The 20,583-nt window shown below is 57.0% G+C and carries 19 protein-coding genes, 1 tRNA gene and 1 other annotated feature; of the genes, 2 read left to right on the top strand and 18 right to left on the bottom strand.

Features of this window, described 5'->3' with window-relative positions:
* Positions 1-32: 32 nt before the first annotated feature.
* The 10 genes from QVO43_RS08020 to QVO43_RS07975 all read right to left on the bottom strand — a co-directional run bounded on the left by QVO43_RS08020 (position 33) and on the right by QVO43_RS07975 (position 11,143).
* On the bottom strand, positions 33-1,103 hold the full coding sequence (locus tag QVO43_RS08020) for an ABC transporter ATP-binding protein (RefSeq protein WP_022488012.1): 1,071 nt from the start codon (positions 1,101-1,103) through the stop codon (positions 33-35).
* Between the two features lie 14 nt (positions 1,104-1,117).
* Positions 1,118-2,803, bottom strand: coding sequence for an ABC transporter permease (locus QVO43_RS08015; protein ID WP_154487575.1), 1,686 nt, complete (start codon positions 2,801-2,803; stop codon positions 1,118-1,120).
* Between the two features lie 109 nt (positions 2,804-2,912).
* Positions 2,913-3,956 (bottom strand): ABC transporter substrate-binding protein, encoded by a 1,044-nt coding sequence (locus tag QVO43_RS08010; protein WP_022488010.1) that lies wholly within the window; start codon positions 3,954-3,956, stop codon positions 2,913-2,915.
* Between the two features lie 121 nt (positions 3,957-4,077).
* Positions 4,078-4,959 (bottom strand): NAD(P)-dependent oxidoreductase, encoded by an 882-nt coding sequence (locus QVO43_RS08005; RefSeq protein ID WP_022488009.1) that lies wholly within the window; start codon positions 4,957-4,959, stop codon positions 4,078-4,080.
* Positions 4,960-5,089: 130 nt separating this feature from the next.
* Entirely contained in the window at positions 5,090-5,845 is a 756-nt protein-coding gene (locus tag QVO43_RS08000; RefSeq protein ID WP_022488008.1) for a hypothetical protein, read from the bottom strand.
* 87 nt (positions 5,846-5,932) lie between these two features.
* Positions 5,933-6,913 carry a bile acid:sodium symporter family protein gene (locus QVO43_RS07995; protein WP_022488007.1) on the bottom strand — a complete coding sequence of 327 codons (981 nt, stop codon included), beginning with the start codon at positions 6,911-6,913 and terminating at the stop codon, positions 5,933-5,935.
* A gap of 85 nt (positions 6,914-6,998) precedes the next feature.
* Positions 6,999-7,252 (bottom strand) — a binding site (T-box leader).
* A 91-nt stretch (positions 7,253-7,343) separates the two neighbouring features.
* Positions 7,344-8,783, bottom strand: a complete 1,440-nt coding sequence (locus tag QVO43_RS07990) for a YfcC family protein (RefSeq protein ID WP_022488006.1) — start codon at positions 8,781-8,783, stop codon at positions 7,344-7,346.
* Between the two features lie 21 nt (positions 8,784-8,804).
* Complete coding sequence (locus tag QVO43_RS07985; protein ID WP_022488005.1) at positions 8,805-9,959, bottom strand: M20 family metallopeptidase; 1,155 nt, start codon at positions 9,957-9,959, stop codon at positions 8,805-8,807.
* 139 nt (positions 9,960-10,098) lie between these two features.
* Positions 10,099-10,782 carry an LrgB family protein gene (locus tag QVO43_RS07980; RefSeq protein WP_022488004.1) on the bottom strand — a complete coding sequence of 228 codons (684 nt, stop codon included), beginning with the start codon at positions 10,780-10,782 and terminating at the stop codon, positions 10,099-10,101.
* Positions 10,775-11,143: a CidA/LrgA family protein gene (locus QVO43_RS07975; protein WP_154487563.1), complete on the bottom strand. Its 369-nt coding sequence runs from the start codon at positions 11,141-11,143 to the stop codon at positions 10,775-10,777. The genes QVO43_RS07980 and QVO43_RS07975 overlap by 8 nt, the downstream gene beginning before the upstream one ends.
* Before the next feature lie 287 nt (positions 11,144-11,430).
* Here QVO43_RS07975 and QVO43_RS07970 point away from each other — a divergent pair, with 287 nt between their 5' ends.
* Positions 11,431-12,834 carry an aspartate ammonia-lyase gene (locus QVO43_RS07970; protein ID WP_022488002.1) on the top strand — a complete coding sequence of 468 codons (1,404 nt, stop codon included), beginning with the start codon at positions 11,431-11,433 and terminating at the stop codon, positions 12,832-12,834.
* A gap of 33 nt (positions 12,835-12,867) precedes the next feature.
* Here the strand turns inward: QVO43_RS07970 and QVO43_RS07965 are convergent.
* Positions 12,868-12,944 (bottom strand) — tRNA-Arg (locus QVO43_RS07965).
* A 169-nt stretch (positions 12,945-13,113) separates the two neighbouring features.
* On the opposite strand from QVO43_RS07965, the gene QVO43_RS07960 reads away from it, so the two are divergent.
* The gene (locus tag QVO43_RS07960) at positions 13,114-15,372 is read left to right on the top strand and encodes a LuxR C-terminal-related transcriptional regulator (RefSeq protein ID WP_022488001.1); all 2,259 of its coding nucleotides are present in this window, start codon (positions 13,114-13,116) and stop codon (positions 15,370-15,372) included.
* A 41-nt stretch (positions 15,373-15,413) separates the two neighbouring features.
* On the opposite strand, the gene QVO43_RS07955 is transcribed toward QVO43_RS07960, so the two are convergent.
* The 7 genes from QVO43_RS07955 to QVO43_RS07925 form a co-directional block, all read right to left on the bottom strand.
* Positions 15,414-16,022 carry a porin family protein gene (locus QVO43_RS07955; protein ID WP_022488000.1) on the bottom strand — a complete coding sequence of 203 codons (609 nt, stop codon included), beginning with the start codon at positions 16,020-16,022 and terminating at the stop codon, positions 15,414-15,416.
* Between the two features lie 77 nt (positions 16,023-16,099).
* Positions 16,100-17,446: a branched-chain amino acid transport system II carrier protein gene (brnQ, locus tag QVO43_RS07950; RefSeq protein ID WP_022487999.1), complete on the bottom strand. Its 1,347-nt coding sequence runs from the start codon at positions 17,444-17,446 to the stop codon at positions 16,100-16,102.
* Positions 17,447-17,455: 9 nt separating this feature from the next.
* A complete protein-coding gene (locus tag QVO43_RS07945) occupies positions 17,456-18,211 on the bottom strand; it encodes an SDR family NAD(P)-dependent oxidoreductase (RefSeq protein ID WP_022487998.1) in 756 nt (251 codons plus the stop codon).
* A gap of 109 nt (positions 18,212-18,320) precedes the next feature.
* Positions 18,321-18,518, bottom strand: a complete 198-nt coding sequence (locus QVO43_RS07940; RefSeq protein ID WP_009015310.1) for a cold shock domain-containing protein — start codon at positions 18,516-18,518, stop codon at positions 18,321-18,323.
* A 156-nt stretch (positions 18,519-18,674) separates the two neighbouring features.
* Entirely contained in the window at positions 18,675-18,944 is a 270-nt protein-coding gene (locus tag QVO43_RS07935) for a GIY-YIG nuclease family protein (RefSeq protein WP_022487997.1), read from the bottom strand.
* Positions 18,941-19,408 (bottom strand): peptidylprolyl isomerase, encoded by a 468-nt coding sequence (locus QVO43_RS07930; protein ID WP_022487996.1) that lies wholly within the window; start codon positions 19,406-19,408, stop codon positions 18,941-18,943. Before QVO43_RS07930 ends, QVO43_RS07935 begins: the two co-directional genes overlap by 4 nt.
* A 220-nt stretch (positions 19,409-19,628) precedes the next feature.
* A partial coding sequence (locus tag QVO43_RS07925; protein ID WP_288174770.1) for a hypothetical protein occupies positions 19,629-20,583 on the bottom strand: 955 nt, incomplete at its 5' end.

The raw sequence follows: 20,583 nt of genomic DNA, 5'->3' as shown, positions 1-20,583 counted from the left end.
GGTGTTGCACGAAACGTGCAACACCCCCTCTTTCACGTAATCACATAATTGCTCTTCTCGTTGTTCAGGAGGATCACGTCTTCCAGATCCAGATACAGGGGTTCCCCATCGGCCCACTGATGATAGGCGCTGCCGTGGGTCATCACCCGGAGGACATGGTCTCCCACCTGGATCCGGTAATCCACCGCATCTCCCATGTAAAACCGGTGCTTCACCGTTCCCTGGAGCATCCCACCGGTTTTGGACAGGGTGATGTTTTCCGGACGGACCCCGATCACCGCCGGCCCTTCCGGCAGCCCCGTTTTATTGGGAAAGGACACCTGGGTTCCCTGGACAAATACCCGTTCCTCCCGGACTTCCCCAGGCAGGAAATTCACCAGGCCGATGAAATCCGCCACCATCCGGTTCACCGGATGGGTATACACTTCATAAGGCCGTCCCACCTGCTGGACCACGCCTCCGTTCATCACCACGATCCGGTCACTCATGGTCATGGCTTCCGACTGGTCGTGGGTCACATAGATCACCGTGATCCCCAGCCGTTTCTGGAGGGAGGAGATTTCGAACCGCATGCTTTCCCGGAGTTTGGCATCCAGGTTGGACAGCGGTTCGTCCAGAAGCAGCAGACCCGGCTGGGCGATCAGAGCCCGGGCCAGAGCCACCCGCTGCTGCTGGCCTCCGGACAGCTGGCTGGGATACCGTTCCCCGTACTTGTCCAGATGGACCATGGAAAGAGCCTCGGCCACCCGTTTGTCCCGTTCCTCTTTGGGGACCTTCTGAATCTTCAGGGGATAGGCCACGTTTTCCGCCACGGTCATATGGGGCCACACCGCATAGGACTGGAACACCATGCCGATGTTCCGCTTTTCCGGGGGTACGAACACATGGGATTCCGCACTGCTCACCACCGTATCCCCCAGCAGGATACTCCCTTCCGTAGGCCGTTCAAAACCGGCGATCATCCGCAGGGTGGTGGATTTACCGCATCCGGAAGGTCCCAGGAAGGAAATGAATTCCCCGTCCGCCACCTCCAGGTTGAAATCCCCCACGGCGGTTACGGTGCCAAACCGTTTATAGAGATGTTCCAATTTTACTTGCGCCACAATAGTCCTCCTCGTTAAATGGCAATGTTGCCCTTGGATACCTTGTTCAGGATCAGGTTCCCCACCATGACGATCACCAGGATGATCACCGACAGCACCGAGGCATTCTGGGTATCCGCATAGGTCTGGAGCTCGTACAGCAGCACCCCGATGGTCTGGGTGTCGCTGCCGTAGAGCAGGTTGGACATGGTCAGTTCATAAAAACTGGGCATGAAGATCAGGAACCAGCCGGCCACAATGGAGGGGGCGATCAGGGGCATGATAATGTCCCGGCACACCCGCAGCCAGTCGGCCCCGGCGTTGAGCCCCGCCTCTTCCAGACTGCTGGAGACCTGGCTCAGGGAAGCGGCAATGGTCCGGACACTCATGGTCATGTATTTCACCAGATAGCTGACAATCAGAATCCACATGCTGGAATACAGGTTCAGCCCATAGTTTCCGGAAAAGAAGATGATCAGGGCCAGGGCGATGACCACACTGGGAGTGCTGCCTCCCACCATCACCAGGATATCCGGCAGGGACCGTCCGGGCACCCGGGTCTTCACGGACAGGTAGGCCACAAACAGGGCCAGCAGGGTACCCACACAGGCGGAAATGAAGGCATAGCCCAGGGACCGCCAGATGCAGTCCAGGTACTGGCTGTTTTCCAGCACCGGGATCCAGGCGTCGATGCCAAAATTGTCCAGCCGGATGCCCTTGGACATGCTGACCATAAAGGAGGTCATCACAATGGACCCCAGGGGCAGGATCACGGAAAGGAAGGCGTACAGCCCCACAAAGAAGGTGGCCAGACCTTTCCACCGGCCCAGTTCCACCAATACCGGACGGGTGCTTTTGCCGCTGATGGTGGTGTAGTCCTTCCGGCCCATGAGCCAGCTCATGAAAAACAGCAGCCCGTTGGCCAGAAACATCAGAGAAACCGCCAGGGTGGTGGCATCCCGGATTCCCTGGTCATCCCCCATGTACACGAAGGATACGATCCGGGTGGTGAGCACTTCGATGTTCCCGGGCATCCCCACTATGGCCGGGATCCCGAAACAGGAACCGGCACCGATGAACACCAGGAGTCCCCCGGCCAGGATGCTGGGGGCCATAAGAGGCAGGGTCACATCCCACAGAGCCTTGAGAGGGGACGCCCCGGCGATCCGGGAAGCCTCCTCCAGGGTAGGATCCATTTTTTCCATGGCCCGGGAAATGGTAATGAAGGCAAAGGGAGAATAGAATAAGGTCAGGACCCAGATCATCCCGCCCCGGGTATAGATGTTGAAAGGCGCCTGGGACAGGGAAAACAGGGTTTTCAGCAGCTGGTTCAGATAGCCCACATCCGGGTTCAGCAGCTGGGTCCAGGCAATGGCTCCCACATAGGGTGGGATCATGTAGCTGGCCACCAGGATGGTCCGGAACTTTTTCCGTCCCGGCAGGTCCGTCCGGCCAATGAGCCAGGCCAGAGGGAAGGTGATCAGCACGCTGAGCAGCATCACCAGAAGGGAAATCTCCACGGTGTTCCGCAGGGCTTTCAGGTTCACTTTCTGACTGTACACCGCTGCATAATTGCTCAGGTCAAAGGTCCCCTCCACCATCACGCTGTCCCAGATCAGTACCGCCAGAGGCAGCACGATAAAATACAGCAGAGCCAGGACGGTAAGGGCAATGACCGCAAACTTACTGTCGATTCGAGGCAAATTCCACTTTTTCACCATACACTCCTTTGGACACAATGAGGCAGGAAAGGAGCCAGGGCTGGATTCCCGACCCTGACTCCTTTTGTCTCCAGGCATACTTGGGCATCATGTCCCGCAACACGCCGGATCAGGCATCCATGACTCTGGACCGGAATTCTTCCTTGATTTTGGATTCGTCCCGGGTGAGTTTTTCCCAATCCACTTTCAGAGCGTTCTTCAGCAGTTCCTTCAGACTGTACTTGGCCCCTTTGGGTTTTTCCACATCATCCCGCACGGAATGCATCCAGCCGGCTGTTACCGCCGCCTGGCCTTCCTTGCTCAGCCACCAGTCGGTGAGGGCTTTGGCCCCTTCCGGGTTCTTGGTGGCCTTGAAGATCCCGATGGGGGAAGAAATCAGGATGCAGCCTTCCTTGGGATAGACCACTTCCAGGGGTTCCTTCTTGGTCTGCTGGAGCTTCAGGATGTTTTCTTCCAGGATGATGGCGGCCATGTATTCCCCGGTCAGGAGCTTGTTCTGGATGGCGCTGTTCCCTTCTTCCACCCGGAGGCCGTTGGCTTTCAGGGCATCAAAGTATTCCCAGCCGAACTTGTCCGCCAGGGTCCCTACGGCCACATAGGCGGTACCGGACAGCAGGGGGTTGGGCATGGCGATGCGCCCCTTGTACTTGGGGTTGGTCAGGTCCTGCCAGCTGGTGGGCACATCTTCCGGTTTCAGTTTGTCCTTGTTGTAGGCGATGATCATGTTGCACACCCGGACGGCAGCCCAGGCCCCATCCTTGTCCACTTCCATGATGTGATGCTTGGTTTCCGGAGATTTAGAATCCAGCAGCAGACCTTTTTCCTTCAGATAGATGTAATAGGAAGGATCCGCCACCATCAGCACATCGTCGCTGATCTTGTTGGCCTTTACTTCCCCGGCGATCTTGGTCTTGATCTTTTCCGTTCCGCCCTGGAACCAGCTGACTTTCAGATCCGGGAAGGCTTTCTGGACTTTCGGTTTGCACATGGAATTGACGATATCCGGATACATGGAGGTGTAGACCATTACATTCCCGGATACCCCTTTCTTCCCATCCGCCGCCTTTTTGTCTCCCCCGCCGCAGCCGGCCAGGAGGAGGGTTCCGCAGGCCAGCAGAGCCGCTGCCGCGGCCAGCCATTTCTTGCTGCTCATACAATCCCGTCCTTTCCTGATGATTTTTTTTATTCTGATAACTTGTGATGCCCTGATGCCTGTCAGGGATGATTTCTTTCAGTATATCCGTTTTCATCCGGAAAAACGTCAAAAATCAGTTTTATCCATTACTTTTTTCATAATAGGTGAACAGAGCCTGGGTCCCCAGGTCCCCCTTCCCTTCCTTGGCCAGGGAACGGTATTCCTTCAGCACCTGGTGGAGCACCGGCAGCTTCAGTTCCTTCTTTTCCGCTTCTTCTTCCGCCAGGCCCATGTCCTTGATGAAATGCTTCAGGAAGAAGCCGGGAGCATAGTCTCCCTGGATGATCTTGGGCCCGAAGGCGTTCAGTTGGGCACTGCCCGCCGCCCCGGTGGACACTGCCTTCAACAGGGTTTCCAGATCAAGGCCGTTGGCCTGGGCGTACCGGAGGGCTTCGCAGACCCCGGACAAGGCACCGGCGATCATGATCTGGTTGGCCATTTTGGCGTGCTGGCCCATCCCCGCTTCTCCCATGTAGTTGATGTTGGTACCCATGCCCTGGAACACCGGCTGGAGAACATCGAAATCTTCCTTTTTTCCGCCCACCAGGATGGACAGGGTGCCGTTCCGGGCGCCGGTATCCCCGCCGGTCACCGGTGCATCCAGCACATGGAAGCCCCGTTTAGTCCCTTCTTCATACAGTTTCCGGGCCAGGGTGGGACTGGTGGTGGTCATGTCAATGAGGAAGCTGCCGGGCCGGGCGCTGTCCATAAGAGCCCCGGGAGCCAGATAGACTTCTTCCACATCCCGGGGAAATCCCACAATGGTGATCAGGCACTGGCAGGCACCGGCCAGATCGGAGATGGAAGGATGGAGGGTGACCCCTTCTGCCTTCAGATCCGCCACTTTTTCCGGATGCCGGGCATAGCAGTGCATGGTATAGCCCGCCTTTCCCAGATTCCGCAGCATGGATTTTCCCATAATGCCCGTACCGATAAAGCCAATATCACGGATTTCCGTCATACAAACCCCTTCTTTCCGGTAAAATGCAAAACAAAACCACATCATTTAGAATCATTATAATTTATGAGAATGGAGGCGTGCAAGAGGGAATTGGATCGTCAGCTGACCGTTGACAAAGCCTCACATCCCCCTATTTCCCCTTGCTGGGGGTGATCTTCAAGGTGTTGATGATGTTGGTGAGCTTGTGGGTGTCTTCTTTCCAGTAGCCGTCATCCGCCTTGTTCCACACCACTGTCAGGGTATGGACTCGGTCCAGGTTGAACAGAGTCCACCGTTCCGCGTGGAAGGTCATCAGGTGCTGTCCCTTTTGGAGCACTTCCATGTCATAGCTGGTATGGAGGCTTTCCACTCCGTTCACGATATTGCTGGCCATGGGCTGCCAGTTGGTGAATCTCAGGGAATAGCCTTCCGGCAGCATCTTGGTGTAGATCCCCTGGATGCTTTTTTGGGTAATGTCCCCGAATTCTTTGATTTGGTCCCCTTTCAGGCCGATGTTCTGGCCGTACCGGGGCATTTTTTCCGGGCTGGCCACGGTCTTGAATTCCACCCACACCAGGTGTTCATCGGTATTCCAGGGCACCGGATCCAGTTTCCCGCTCTGGACGATGACGGACCCGGGGCTCTTCACCACTTCCTGGTCCGCTTCCAGCCATTTTTTCAAGAGCGGATCCAGGTCCGGAGCTTTCAGCAGTTCATCCCGGGTTTCCTGGCTCTGGAGGATCATTTCCGGAGGCACCGCAAAGGATCCCTGATCCCCGGCCTGGATTTCCACCCAGCCCGGATAAGAAGCCACATGGACCTGTTCTGTTTTATTGGTCTCTTTGCCGCACCCGGCTCCCAGAAAAAGGGCCAGCAGGCAGCCAAGGAGCATGATTTTCTTCAACATACGATTTCCCGCCTTTCTGATACGGGAATATTATAGCATAAAAAAAAAAAGGGAGTGCTGCACAGAACGTGCAGCACTCCCTTTAACTCAGTCCCCCACTGCCACCGCTGCTTTTTTGGCGGCTTTTCTGGCTTCGTACCGGTCCATGTTCCGGGCGAAGAGGCCGGCCAGGAAGGAACCGGTGATCTGATGGACGGCGGCGCCTACAGCAGCCGGGATGGCCACGGCAGGAGCGAAATACACGGCACAGATGGACAGGGCCAGGGCGTCATTCTGCATCCCCACTTCCAGGGTCACGGAATGCTGTTGGGGTTTGCCCATACCCAGTTTCCCGGTGATAAAATATCCCATGCCGAAGCCCACCAGGTTGTGGAGCAGCACCAGCACCACCACAAAGGCACCCAGGGCCACGATCTTGGCTCCGTTCACAGCCACCACGCCGCCCAGGATGGACAGCACCGCAAAAGCGGACAGCAGCACCAGCACTTTCTGGATCTGGGCCAGGAACTTTTCCCCTACGGCTTTGTGGACCAGGAGCCCCAGCACCAGAGGCACCAGGATCACTTTCATCACCGTGAGAGCCATGGAAACAAAGGAAACATTCACATATTCACCGGCCAGGGCCCATACCAGGAAGGGCATCATCACAGGAGCCAGCAGGGTGGAAACAGTGGTGACGGATACGGCCAGAGGCACATCCCCTTTGGCCAGGAAGCTCATCACATTGGAAGCGGTGCCGCTGGGGCAGGAACCCAGGAGCACCATGCCCACCGCCAGATCCGGGCTCAGATGGAACACCTTGGTGAGAGCAAAGGCCACCAGAGGCATGATGGTGTAGTGGCACACCGTACCGGCCAGGACTTCCTTGGGCCGCTGGAGCACCAGTTTGAAATCGGACAGATGGAGGGTCATGCCCATGCCGAACATCACCACACCCAGGAGCCATACAGTGTAATGGACGGACCAGGAAAAGGCCCCCGGAACAAAATAGCCGCCCACGATGGTAGCCAGCACCAGCCAGGTGAGATTTTTCCCTACAAAGCCACTTACTTTTGTCAACAGATTCATGTTTTACCCCTCCAAAAAATGTTTTCTGCAAAAATCAAACGGCTGATGGCTTCCCTGGGAGAAAAAGAAAAGCGCTTTGTCTCCTGTAAGAGACAAAGCGCTGTGCTCTGCGGTACCACTCTTGTTGTCGCTGCTGCGACCTCTTTACTAGCATCTCCGGATTTCCCTTCCAATGCCGGACAGAATAACGGCTGTCAGCCGGCCCCACTTACTTGGAATCTTTCAGCGGGCAGCTCCTGGGTGATTTTCCTTCTCCTCTCAGCATCCTGCCTCGCACCAAGCGGCAGGTTCTCTGGAATGTGAGACTGGACAAGTACTTTTCCCATTCAACACTGTCTGATGTTTTGTTATGGGCTTTATTATACGCTTTTGAGAAAATTTGTCAACAAGTTTTTTTCAAGTCCTCAATACGCGGACATCCATACGTCCATCAGAAGGGTCCCAGATGGGTAGCGGAAGCGTACCACATCACCACGAAGGCAAAGATCCATTCCAGCCCCAAAAGAGGGAAGGCAAACTTCCACCAGCGCCGGAGAGGCACACCGGCTACGGTGAGCACAGTCATGGTGGTGCCGCTGGCCGGGGTGATCATGTTGGTGAAGGCGTCCCCCATCTGGAAGGCCAGGACGGCGGTCTGCCGGGTGAGTCCCACCAGGTCCGCCAGCGGGGCCATAATGGGCATGGTGATGGCTGCCTGGCCGGAGCCGGAAGGCACCACCAGGTTGAACACGTCCTGGACGATGAACATGCCGAAGCCCAGCAGAGAATGAGGGAATACATTCAGCCCGGCCGCCAGGTAGTAGATAATGGTATCCAGGATCTTGCTGTCCCCCATGAGCAGGGTCACCCCTTTGCACAGGGAAACCATCATGCAGGGCATGGCCATGTTCTTCACTCCGCCGATGAAGGCGTTGGCAAAGTCGTTGACGCTGAGCCGTCCCACAATGCCGGCGAACACCGCCATCATCAGGAACAGGGCGGCCAGTTCATCCATGTAGAAGCCGTATTTGATGACCCCCACCAGGATGGCGGCCACGGTGACCACAAAGCCGCCCATGATGATCTTCTGACGGCCGGTCATGAGCACATTATCCCCTTCATAGGCACTCAAGTCCATCTGGGGACGGTAGATCTGGTCATAATCGTACATGTAGCTGCTTTCCGGATTCTTCTTGATCTTCCGGGCATACCACATGGTATACACCACATTGATCACAATCAGCACCACCAGCATGGCCACCCGGACCTGGATACCGGAGAACATGGGCAGGCCGGAAATGCTCTGGGCCACCCCTACGGTAAAGGCGTTGGTCACCCCGGCTCCGTAGCCCCCGCTCACAGCGGCCAGAGGCATGGCCACCGCCACAATGGAGTCAAACCCCAGGGCATAGCATACAGCCATGATCAGGGGCACAAAGGCGATGTATTCCTCGCTGCAGCCGGCAAAGGTGCTGAGACAGGTCATAATGGTGAGCAGCACCGGGATCAGCAGCATTTCCCGACCCTTCACCTTGGTGACCACATGGCCCAGAGCCCCGTTGATGGCCCCGGTGGCCGCCATTACGTTCAAAGCTCCCCCGATGATCATCAGGAAGCCCACAATGCCGCTGGCCCCTTTGACGCCCCGGGGCACGGCCTTGAACACGTCGAAGAAGCCGGCAGGATGCTTGGCGATGAAATGGAAGGTGTTGGGATCCACCACCATACGGCCGCTGGCCGCATCCTTCACCCGGTCAAAGATCCCGGCCGGGATCAGATAGGTGGCAATGGCGGTAAGGATCAGGATAAAGAAGATGATAATGATCGGGCTGGGTACCGATACTTTTTTGTTCACCGGTTTCTGGACGGTGTCCTGTTTGTTTTCTGTCATAACAACTCCCCTTTACAGCAGTTACAGACGGCAGATGGCTGCGGCCAGCAGCATGGTCCGTTCAAACATGGTTTCAACGATGGCATATTCCTGGAGGGTATGGGCTCCATCCCCCTGGACCCCCACGGAATCCAAGATGGGAATTCCCGCCTGGGCCATGAAAGAGGCATCGGAACAGCCCCCGGGATGAGCCGCCCCGAAGGCCGGGATCCCGAATTCCGCAGCCGCCTGGTTCACCAGGGCCAGCAGGTGGTCATTGCCTTCGGTCCGTTCAAAGACGGGCATGAAGGCCGGGAATTCCACTTCTGTCCGGGTGCCGGCCACATGGGTCTCGGCGCAGATGGCCCGGATGGCTTCCTGGAGTTTTTCCTTGTCCTCATTGTAATCGTACCGGCAGTCCACTTCGATCCGGCAGGTATCCGGCACCGCATTGGAGGCCGTGCCCCCGGAAATGATGTCCGTGCTGACGATCCGGCCTTTGTCCAGGTCCGTAAGAGCCCGGAGGGCCACGATTTTGTGGGCCATTTCTTCAATGGCGTTGGCGGATTTGGTGTAGGCATTGCCCACATGGCCGGCCTTCCCGTGGACGGTGATCCACACATCCATGCAGCCTTTTCGGCCTACGGTGAGGCAGTTGTCCATCCGGCCGGTTTCCAAGTTTAAGGCGCACAGGCAGCCCTTGGCTTCTTCCGCCAGCAGCTTGTCCGCCCGGGACCCCTGGTGGGTGATTTCCTCATCGGGGACGAAAAGCAGTTTGATGGGATGCCGGTCATAGCCGATCTTTTCCAGCACTTTGGCCAGATAGACCGCCATGACAATCCCCCCCTTCATGTCGCAGACCCCGGGGCCATAGGCCTTTCCTTCCTTGATGGTGAAGGGATTTTCCGGGTAGCTGCCGTTGGGGAACACCGTATCCAGGTGTCCGCTCAGGAGGATGGGCTGGCCGGCCCGTTCTTTCCCTGACCAGGCCCGGATCAGGGGGACCGCCCCGGTTTCCACCAGTTCGCTTTCCAGTCCCAGCTTCTGGAGATAGGCAGACACCTTTTCCATCAGGGTCTCCATCCGTTCTTTTTCCTTGCTGCCGGCCTGGAAGTTGATCAGATCCTTCCAAAAATCCAGCATGTCCTGCCGGAAGCTTTCCACCGCTTCCTGGATTTGTTTGTTTTGCTGCTCCATGGGTTTCTCCTTTGTACAATACAGCAACTTATCATCGATATTTTATACAGATATACTGTATATTAATTTTTATTTTATCGAAAATCTTCGGAGTTGGCAATAGGAAAAAGGGGGTGTGAATTTTTTCACACCCCCTTTTTCACATAAAAAACAGCGCCAGTGCCGTGGTTATGATCCCGCACACACACAGGGATATGGAACTCATGGCACCCTGGATCTTGCCGATTTCCAGGGCCTTGCTGGTGCCTACAGCGTGGCTGCAGGCACCGATGGCCACCCCTTCCGCCACCGGATCCGTAATGTGGAACAGTTTGCACAGGAAGGGAGCCAATACCGCCCCTTCGATGCCGGTGATCACCACCGCTCCTGCGGTGATGCCCGGGATGCCCCCGCCGTTTTCCGAAATCCCCAGGGCAATGGCCGTGGTGACGCTTTTGGGCAGCATGGAGGCGGAAAAGACGGAATTGGTCCCGAACAGATGGCACAGGGCCAGAGCCGCAATGATGCTCCCCAGGCTGCCGATGGTGCAGCCCACCAGGATGGGCAGGAAGTTCTCCTGGAGTACCTTCCGCTGCTGATAAATATTCAGGGCCAGCACCGCCGTGGCCGGTCCCAGGAGCATGGTGATCACCGACCCGCCCATATTGAAATGCTTCAGGGGCACCCCGGTGACCGTCAGGATCACCACGATCATCAGGGCTGACGTGAGCACCGGGTTGCACAGGAGCCAGCCGGTCTTTTTCTGGAGTTTCACCCCCAGGACCCAGCAAATGAAGATCAGGGTCAGGCCGAAAAACGGGGTACGGGTAAATGCATCAGGCATGGGAGGCTCCTTTCTTTCTCCACAGTTTCAAACAAATCTGGACACTCCAGCCGGTAATGAAATACACCAGAGGCGTGGTCACCAGGGTGATCACCAGGAAGGGGATCAGATAGTTTTTCAGGGTTTCCACATATTCCAGGGTCCCCACCACCGCCGGGACGAAAAAAATACCCATATTCCGGATGAAGAACCCGCCGGCATCTTTGATCTGCTCCGGTTTCAGGATTTTCCGGTACAGCAGAAAAGTCAGCACCAGCAGACTGATCACACTGTAGGGTACCGTAAAGGGCAGCAGCTCCGCAATGCCGATGCCGATCAGACAGACGCCGAAAATCAGCGCCAATTCCATGACAATATTCATGACTCCCCCCAACTACACTGCAAATACAAGACGTTCCGCAACACACAATATTAATAGTATATAGTATCAACGGCCGGAAGGGAAGATGTTTACTGTAAAATCTGACTTGTTTTTACTTAATTAGCTGACAATTCTTCTGTACGAATTCAAATTTTATCGAACATACGTCATTGAGTTTTACATTGCCGTTCAATATTTTTAGAACGCTATGAAGAATTTATGCTTGATTGTTCGAGAAAAAGGTTTATAATGGGACCATAAATTGATTTCCAAGGAGGAAACAGGCAATGAGTGAGCAAAAACTCGAACGTTTGGAAAGTGATTCTATCGGCAAGAAGTACGTCCCCCGGGACGCCTATTATGGGGTGCAGTCTCTCCGTGCCCATGAGAACTTCCACATCACCGGTCAGTCCACTCATCCCGTCATGATCCGCAGCCTGGCGTACATCAAAAAAGCCTGCGCCCTGGCTAACCGGCAGGCAGGCACCCTAACTCCCAAAACCGCAGATGCCATTGTGGCCGCCTGCGATCAGCTCCTGGAAGGGAAATACCAGGACCAGTTCATCCAGGATCCCATCCAGGGCGGCGCCGGCACCTCCCTGAACATGAATGCCAATGAAGTGATCGCCAACATCGCCATCGAGATTTTAGGCGGGGAAAAGGGAGATTACACCCTGGTCCATCCCAACGATGATGTGAACCGGGGCCAGTCCACCAATGACGTGATCCCCACCGCCGGGAAACTGACCGCCCTTTTCCTGCTGGAAGACCTGTACAAAAGCCTGAAAGCCCTGAAAGAGGCCTTTGCCCAAAAAGGAGTGGAATTCGACCCGATCCTGAAAATGGGCCGGACCCAGCTCCAGGACGCAGTGCCCATCCGCCTGGGCCAGGAATTCAAAGCCTATGCCACCGCCCTGGACAGAGGGCTCAGACGGATCCAGTCGGCAGCCAGAGAAATGACCGAAATCAATATGGGCGGTACCGCCATCGGTACCGGAGTCAATGCAGCCCCTGCCTACTCCCGCCATATTGCCGAAGATCTTTCCCGGCTGACCGGCTTTTCTTTTACCCAGGCCGCGGACCTGATCGATGCCACCCAGAACATCGACAGTTTCGCCGCCGTATCCGGCAGCCTGAAGGACTGTGCCATCGCCCTGTCCAAGATTTCCAATGACCTGCGGCTCATGTCTTCCGGTCCCCGGACCGGCCTGGAAGAGATCAACCTGCCTGCCAAGCAGAACGGATCTTCCATTATGCCCGGGAAAGTGAACCCGGTGATCCCGGAAGTGGTGAGCCAGGTGGCCTTCCGGGTGGTGGGCAACGACACTTGCATCGCCATGGCCGTGGAGGCGGGACAGCTGGAACTGAACGCCTTTGAACCGGTGATCTTCTATTCCCTGTTCCAGAGCATCGACATGCTCCGGGAAGCGGCGGACACCTTGCGGATCAACTGTGTGGAAGGGATCACCGCCAACCGGGAACACTGCCAGCACCTGCTGAAAATGAGCGCCGGCATCGTAACGGCCCTGAGCCCCTACATCGGCTACGTAAAAGCCGCCAAGCTGGCCAAGGAATCCCTGGCCAAGAACATCCCGGTGGTGGAACTGGCCCGGAGCCGCCATTACCTCAGCGACACCCAGCTGGACAGAGTCCTGGATCCCTATAAGATGACCACGCCGGTGGCGAAATAAAAAAGCTGCCTTGCGGCAGCTTTTTTTATCATATGGTGCGATTGGCGCGAGTCGAACGCGCGACCCTCTGCTTAGGAGGCAGATGCTCTATCCAACTGAGCTACAACCGCATAACATGATTATTATAACAACTGCCGTCCCCGGAAGCAAGGTATACCCCTGCTTTTGTCAGGAAATGTAGACATTTTTCCTGATTCTCCCTTATAATATAAATTAACAGTTTATTCCGTCCTTTTATCCCAGGGGCGGTCCTCTGTATCCCTGAAAGGAGGAATTCCCATGACAGCCATCGAACAGGAACTGCTCCAGCTGGCCCGCACCATCCTCCATGCCTATTTTGAAAAAACGGATCCGGATCCTCTGCTGGCCCATCTGGCTCCTGATGTGATCTGGCTGGGGGCCGGGCAGGAAATGGAGGCGGAAGGCCGGGACAGGGTTGCCGCCATTTTCCGGAAGGGCCAGGATCAGCTGATTCCCTGCCGGCAGAGCCAGGAACGGTCCCTGGTGCGTCCTCTGGCAGAGGGACTGTGGCTGGTCCAGGTGTCTTCCCTGGTGGAAACGGATCCCTCCTACAAAATGTATCTCCAGGGCTACCAGCGCTGTGCCTTCTGTTTCCGGAAAAACGCCGCCGGCCGCTGGGAAATCACCTATCTGAACCATTCCATGGCCTATGAGGCCGTCCGGGAAAACGAGCTGTTTGCCATCAGCCAGGGAATCCGGAACTTCCGGAAGCTGAAGACGGCGGATCCGGACCTGTTCACCCCCCACGACAAGGAACTGATGTACCAGCTGATCCGGAAACTGTTCCATCCCCTTTCCCGGGAAGAACAGCAGGTCTGCCTGATTCTTTCCCTGTTCCCCCGTTTTTCCCGGGCCCAGGCGGAATTCCTCTGCCCCCACCCGGACACCCTGGCCCGGCTGGAAGAACACTGGAAGCGCAGCCCCTTCCTGACCTACGAGCCTTTCCAGGGGACCTTTGCCTTCCATCCGGTGTTCCAGGAATATCTCCAGAGCCAGTTCCAGTGTGAAGCCTGGAACTGGCAGAAGAAAGCCTGTCTCCAGGCCGCCCGGTGGCAGCTCCGCAGCCGAGATTTTGCCCAGGCCCTTGCCCTGGCTCTCAGGGGAAAAGCCTGGCCCCAGGCCCTCCAGGCCGTAGAACAGGCGGGCCTTGCCATTTTATACCAGCAGCCTCCCTCCCTGCTGATCCAGCTGCTCCGGAAATGCCCTCAGGAGGAAAAAGCCCGGCATTTTGCTGGCTGCGGCCTGATTCTCCTGGCCCTGAACCTGCTCCAGTCCCCTCAGACCGCCCGGGAAGAACGGGAAATCCTGCTGGCCTCCCTGCCCGATGCCTGGACCTGTACCCCGGAAGACCAAGCCCGGATCCTTTTCCTTACGGCCCTGGACAGCCTGCCGGACCTGGGCGCCATGGAGCCGGCCTTCCGGCAGTTCTTCACCTATTGCCGGGAGCACCGTATCCGGCTGCCCCGGGATTATTTCCAAGGCATCCACCGGGGTGTCTCAGGTCAACTGGTGCTGTACTACCGCCGGGCCGGCAGCCTGGCCCGGAACACCCGCCAGCTCCAGGCCCTCTATGACGGCTGCGGAGAAGCCCTCCAGGGCGTCAGCGGTCCCCTGTGGCGTTCCACAGTGGCGGCGGAGCTGGCCTATCTCCAGGGGGAACTGTCCACGGCCGAAGAAGTGCTCCAGGCTTTTCTGGATGCTCCCTGCCGGACCCTGGATGAACAGCAGCGGGCCATCATCGCTCTGTTCCTGATGCCCCGGATCGCCCTGATCCGGCAGGACCAGGAACAGTTCCTGGGCTGGAAAAAGCATTACCAGAAGCTGTCCCAGCTGATTACAGACCCCCTGACCCGGACGGACCTGGATCTGGTGGGGATTTTCGTCCAGAGCCTTTTGGAACAGCCTTCTCCCAGCCTGGCAAAACATCTGGAACGGATGAACAGCCTGCCGGATTATCCTTCCCTCCAGGGGATGCGCCAGTCCACCCGGCACCGTCTCCAGCTTACCATGGGCAGATACCAGCTGCTGCTCCTTTCCACCCGTCCCCAGGATGCCGTCCCGGCTCCCACTTCTTCCCAAATGTGCCGGTGCTACGATGCCATTGTCCAGATTGCGGCCCTGGAGCATACGGGCCTTGGGGAAGAAGCGGCCGCCCTGCTCCGGTCCACCCTGGCTGAAGCCCTGAAAGACAGACTGTACCTGCCTTTTGTGGAGCACCAGTCCCTGCTGGGTCCCCTGCTGGTGAAAGCCGCCCGGCAGCCGGAATTTGCCGCATTCCTGCAGGCGGTCCTGTCCTATTCCCTCACTCCGGCCAAAGGCCGCCCGTTGAAGGAGGCATCCTTCACGGCCCGGGAAAAGCTGGTGATCCGGCGGGTGAAAGAAGGCCGGACCAACAAAGAAATCGCCCAAGAACTGAACGTGGCGGAAATCACCGTAAAAAAACAACTGAGCCTGCTCTATCAGCGTTTCCAGGTAAAGAATAGGACCCAGCTGCTCCATGCGGTGGAGAAAATGTGAAAAAAGGAGATGTCACACAGGACGCATGACATCTCCTTTTTTTAAAACTTGTACGATACCCCCACATTCACTTCATGGGTCTTGGCATCGATGTCTCCTTTGAAATCTTTGTACTTGCTGTCGTTGTAGGAGACGTTGGCTTCCCAGTTGTCGGTGAATGCATAGCCCACGCCCAGTTCATATTGGGTGATGTTGTTGCCGGTGCCGAACTTGGCCCAGCCGGTGGTCTTGTCCGTAATGGGCAGCCGGCCTATGGCCCCCACCTGATAGCCACTGTTGTTGTCATGGTAGCCATGCTGTTTCAGCCGGTTCCGCACATAGCCCCCGTACCCGTACAGATAGGGATTGAACTGATAGATCAGGCTTACCTGATGGGACTGGGCCGAAGCATCATGGTCCCCTTCATGGGCTGCATACCGGTAATCCAGACCCAGGTTGTCGGCGATCCCGATGGTACCCCCCACCCGGTACCGGGAATCACCTCCAAAGTCTTTGGTCTCTCCATGCTGTTTCCATTTGAGAGTATTGCCCACCGTGACGTTGGCATCGACTTTTGCAGCGCCAGGAGCAATCTTGGCCAGGGGAGAAGCACAGGCCACGGTCAAAGGCAGCAGGCTCAGCACTGCAGTGGCCATCATCATTTTTTTCATGGGAAATCCCTCCTTCAATGGATTCAATCATTCATCATTCTTTCATTATACACTTTTTCATCAATTTTCGCAAAATTTCACTGTTTTCCCCCGGAGAGCTTCACGGCCGCTGCGGCTGCAGCCAGGGCCGCCAGGGTGGGCAGCAGCCAGCTCATCCCCAGGGAAAACAGGGGAAGCTGATGGTAGCAGCCCAGCAAAGCCTGGACCGGCGCCGTCCCCTGGAGCCCTTTGGGCAGCACGCTGAGGGCATCCCCAAAAGCCGCCACACCGGCCAGCACCATGGGCCACCGGTACAGCCGCCGGTCCTTCCCCAAAAGAGCGGAGGCAAAGGAGGACAGGATCAGGGTAATGGCCATGGGATACAGGAACATGAGGATGGGCACAGCCAGCACAATGATCTGGGTGAGCCCCACATTCCCGATCAGGAAGGAAATCCCTGCAAAGACCACACAGTAAGCCTTGTAGCCCAGTGTCCCGGGGAACAGTTCCTGGAAGGTGTTGGCGCAGGCAGTGATCAGGCCGATGGCGGTCTTCAGGCAGGCGAAGGTCACAATGGCCGCCAGCAGCATGCCTCCTACCGGTCCAAAATAGCCATGGGCGATCTGGGCCAGAGCAATGCCCCCGTTGGCGGATACCGCCAGCTGTCCCAGGCTGGAGGTGCCCAGCCAGGTGATCAGAGTATAGATCAGGGACATAAGGAACACCACAATGCCCCCTACCTTCAGCAGATCCACAGAAATGGTGGCCACATCCCGGACGCCCAGATTCTTCAGGGTATTGATCACCACCACGGAAAAGGCCAGCATGGCCAGTACGTCCATGGTATTGTACCCTTCCTTGAACCCGGTAAGGAAAGCATGGTCCACATAGTCTCCCTGGGGAAGGCTTCCGGCAATGGACCCCATGGGATGGACCAGGGCCACTGCCACCAGGATGGCCAGGAAAGCCAGGAACACCGGGTTCAGGAATTTCCCGATGTACACCACCAGTTTGGATGGCTTCAGGGAAAACAAAAGGGCCACTCCCATGAACAGAAAGGTAAACCCGGCCAGGATCAGGGTCTGGTTCTCTCCTACAAAGGGCACGATCCCGATCTGGTAGGACACGGTGGCAGTCCGGGGCAGGGCAAAGGCCGGCCCGATGGTCAGATACAGCAGTACTGTAAAGACCCGGGCAAAGACAGGGTGCACGTTTCCGGCCAGTTCTTCCAGGCTGCCGCTGCCGGAAAGGCCGAAGGCAATGAGCGCCAGGAAGGGCATCAGCACTCCGGTGGCAATGAAGCCGATGTTGGCGCTCCAGAAATGGGCACCGGCCAATTGGCCCATGTGCACCGGGAAGATCAGGTTCCCGGCTCCGAACAGCATCCCGAACAGCATGGAGCCCACAAAAAGATATTCAGCAGAAGTCAGTTTGTGATTGTTCATGGTGCCTCCTTATTTGGCGGTCAGGCCGCCATCCACGGAAATGATGGCGCCGGTCATGAAGCCGTTCATAGGGGACAGCACCGCACAGATCATATGGGCCGCTTCCTCCGGTTTTCCGATCCGTCCCATGGGATATACAGAAGCCATGGATTCCCGGGAATAGCCCCCTTCTGCCAGCTGCTTTTCCACCAGAGGGGTATCCACATCCCCCGGGCACAGGCAGTTCACCCGGATCCAGGGGGCCAGATCCAGGGCCAGAGACCGGGTAAAGGCCACCACCGCCCCTTTGGAAGCGGCGTACAGACAGCAGCCGTAATTTCCTTCCAGGGCCGCGTCAGAAGCGATGTTCACAATGGACGGACCGTCCTGGACAAAAAGGTCCAGCAGGGCCTGGGTAAGGAAAATGGTCCCCTTCACATTCACATCCATCAGCTGCTGATAATCCTCTTCCGTTACGTCCTGGAAAGGCTTTTCCTGGTAGATCCCGGCGCTGTTCACCAGAAAATCCAGTTCCTGGTGCTGTGCCTGGAGTTCCCCGGCGATTTTCCGGCAGCCTTCCACGGTGCTTACATCTCCCTGGAGATACAGGGCTTCTCCCGGCAGCCCTGTGAGGCTCTCCACCGCCTTTTGGCCCCGTTCCGGATCCCGGCCCACCAGCCACACTGTGGCTCCGTCCTGGACCAGCAGCCGGGCTGCTGCCAGGCCGATGCCGGACGTGCCACCGCTGATGACCCCTTTTTTCTTCTCCATTCCGTATCCGATCATATCCACGACTCCCTTCCTACAATTTGTTCCCCAAACAGAAAAAAAGGAGATACCGTTTCCACGATATCCCCTCTTTGTTGCGCTTGTTGTTCTTGCAGATATCTATATCTTACAGTTTCACAACGTTGGCAGCCTGTTCACCACGGTTGCCTTCGACAACGTCGAATTCTACAGCCTGGCCTTCTTCCAGAGTTTTGAAGCCTTCACCCTGGATTGCGGAGAAATGAACGAATACATCGCCGCCATCTTCCCGTTCAATGAAACCATAACCCTTTTCAGCATTAAACCATTTAACTTTGCCAGTCATCTTTACTTGGCCTCCTAAAAATTATTGCGAAAAACGATCCAACTATATGTGATACCTGCGTGAGTTCAACATTCAGTAAGTCCGTTGTTTCTGTGTTCCATTCTAGCATAACCCCTGGACTTTTACAAGCAAAAGAATTGCGAGAGTACAGACGACTCAGGGTATTTTCAAAGATTTTCGAGAAAATTGACGGACCAGCTCTTCTTTTTGTTTTTTTGCCAGTTGTTTCAGGGCATATTCCCGCTGAAGGGCCGTCCTTTTGTCCGGCAGTTCCTCAAAATAGGCCAGGTCCACCGCCTTGAAGGCCCGGGTGTATTTGGCCCCGGACCCGCGGCGGTGCATGGCCAGCCGGTGGACCAGGTCGTTGGTCCAGCCGGTATACAGGGCGCCGTTGGCACAGCGCACCATATAGACGTAGGCAGTCATTCCGTTACGATTTCCACCTTTTCCATCACCACGTCCTTCAGGGGACGGTCGGCGAAATCCGTGGGGGTGGAGCCGATTTTATGGACCACATCCATCCCTTGGGTGATTTTCCCGAAGACCGCATGATGGCCGTCCAGCCAGGGGGTGGCATCCAGGGTGATGAAGAACTGGCTGCCTCCGGTGTTGGGGCCGGCATTGGCCATGGACAGGATCCCTTCCCCGCTGTGGGCCAGGCCGGGACCGAATTCGTCGTCGATGGTGTAGCCCGGGCCGCCCATGCCGGTGCCGGTGGGATCCCCGCCCTGGATCATGAAGCCGTCAATGACCCGGTGGAAGATGACCCCGTCATAGAATCCCTTCTCCACCAGTTCCCGGAAGTTCCCGGCGGTTTTGGGAGCCTTGTCCTCAAACAGCTCCGCGGTAAAATCTCCCAGATTCGTATGGAAATGCACTTTTTTGTTCATGTTGTTCACCTCGTTGTTGTGGGGCTGCCTTCAGCAGCCCCTGGAAATCGTTTCTGTAGGGGCGGCAGGCCCGGCCGCCCGTCAAATCACCGTTTGTCCGTAGTGTTTGCGGGCCGCCCGGCGTGCGGCCCCTACGGTTCAGGGTTCAAAATCAATTGGCAAAATTGATTTCCAACGGCCGTTGACCGTTGACAGCTGACAGGAGGTGCGCCGCACCTCCCTAAAACTCCCTGATCACCAGATCCGACAGATCCAGATCCACCCGTCCTTTGCCCGGGACGGAGGCCAGGGCCACCAGACGTCCCTGGGTGGTGATGTAGAAATCATCCTTCTGGAGCCGGGCTCCTTCGCCCAGTCCGGCCAGCCGTTCCTGGAGCTCTTCCTGCCGGTTGGCTCCCAGGAAATAGTCCAGGGTCAGCCGGCTGCCGGTGGCCAGGTCGAATACCAGGGCATAGTGGAGGTCCGTGATCCGGGCCACCAGCAGAGTGGGATCAGCCCCTCCCTGGAGGGAGGATACATAAGCGTAGTTCTTCAGCCGGGTCCAGCTGGCCAGGCTGTTCACTTCCGACACCGGATAGCTCCGGTACAGGATGGGGGTCCCCTGGAACACCAGGCTCAGGATCTGCCGCCGGTTGTAGGTGACCTGACACTGGAGCTCGCTTTCCACCGGGCCGGTAATGTGCCGGTACACGGACAGGTAGTTCCCCAGTTCCTGGTTGATCCGGTCCTGGACCTGAGGAGCCACCCCGCCGGTCACCTGGGGAAAGGTGGTCTCATACCCATCGTTGGTGATCTTCAGGGGATTCCGTTTGTCCCGGGGCCCGGCCCCTTCTTTGGCCGGCACCGCATACCAGCCGGTGACCCCGTCCCGGGTGGCCACCTTGGCCCATTCCAGTCCGTTGATCTCCCGTTTTCCGAAGATCATCCCCTGGGCTCCCTCCGGGGCCGGCCGGAGGATGGTTTCCGGCTTTTCTTCCGGCAGGCTGCGCAGGTAACCTCCGCTGAATATGACCCGTTCCATTTTGTGTTCCCGGTTGACGAATTCCACCCTTGCTCCCTGTTCCCCCTCCCCGGGAGCCAGGGCCTTGGTTTCCGAAGCCGCTTCCGTTTCTCCGGCGGTCTGGCTGCTTTCTGCCGTCTGGGACCGGCTGCACCCGCCGGCCAGGCAGCCCAAA

Source organism: Acidaminococcus sp. CAG:542 (genome assembly GCF_000437815.1).
In the GTDB taxonomy this organism is placed as follows: domain Bacteria; phylum Bacillota; class Negativicutes; order Acidaminococcales; family Acidaminococcaceae; genus Acidaminococcus.
The sequence above is the reverse complement of the archived record's forward strand: the minus strand, read 5'-3'. Positions and strand labels throughout refer to the sequence as shown.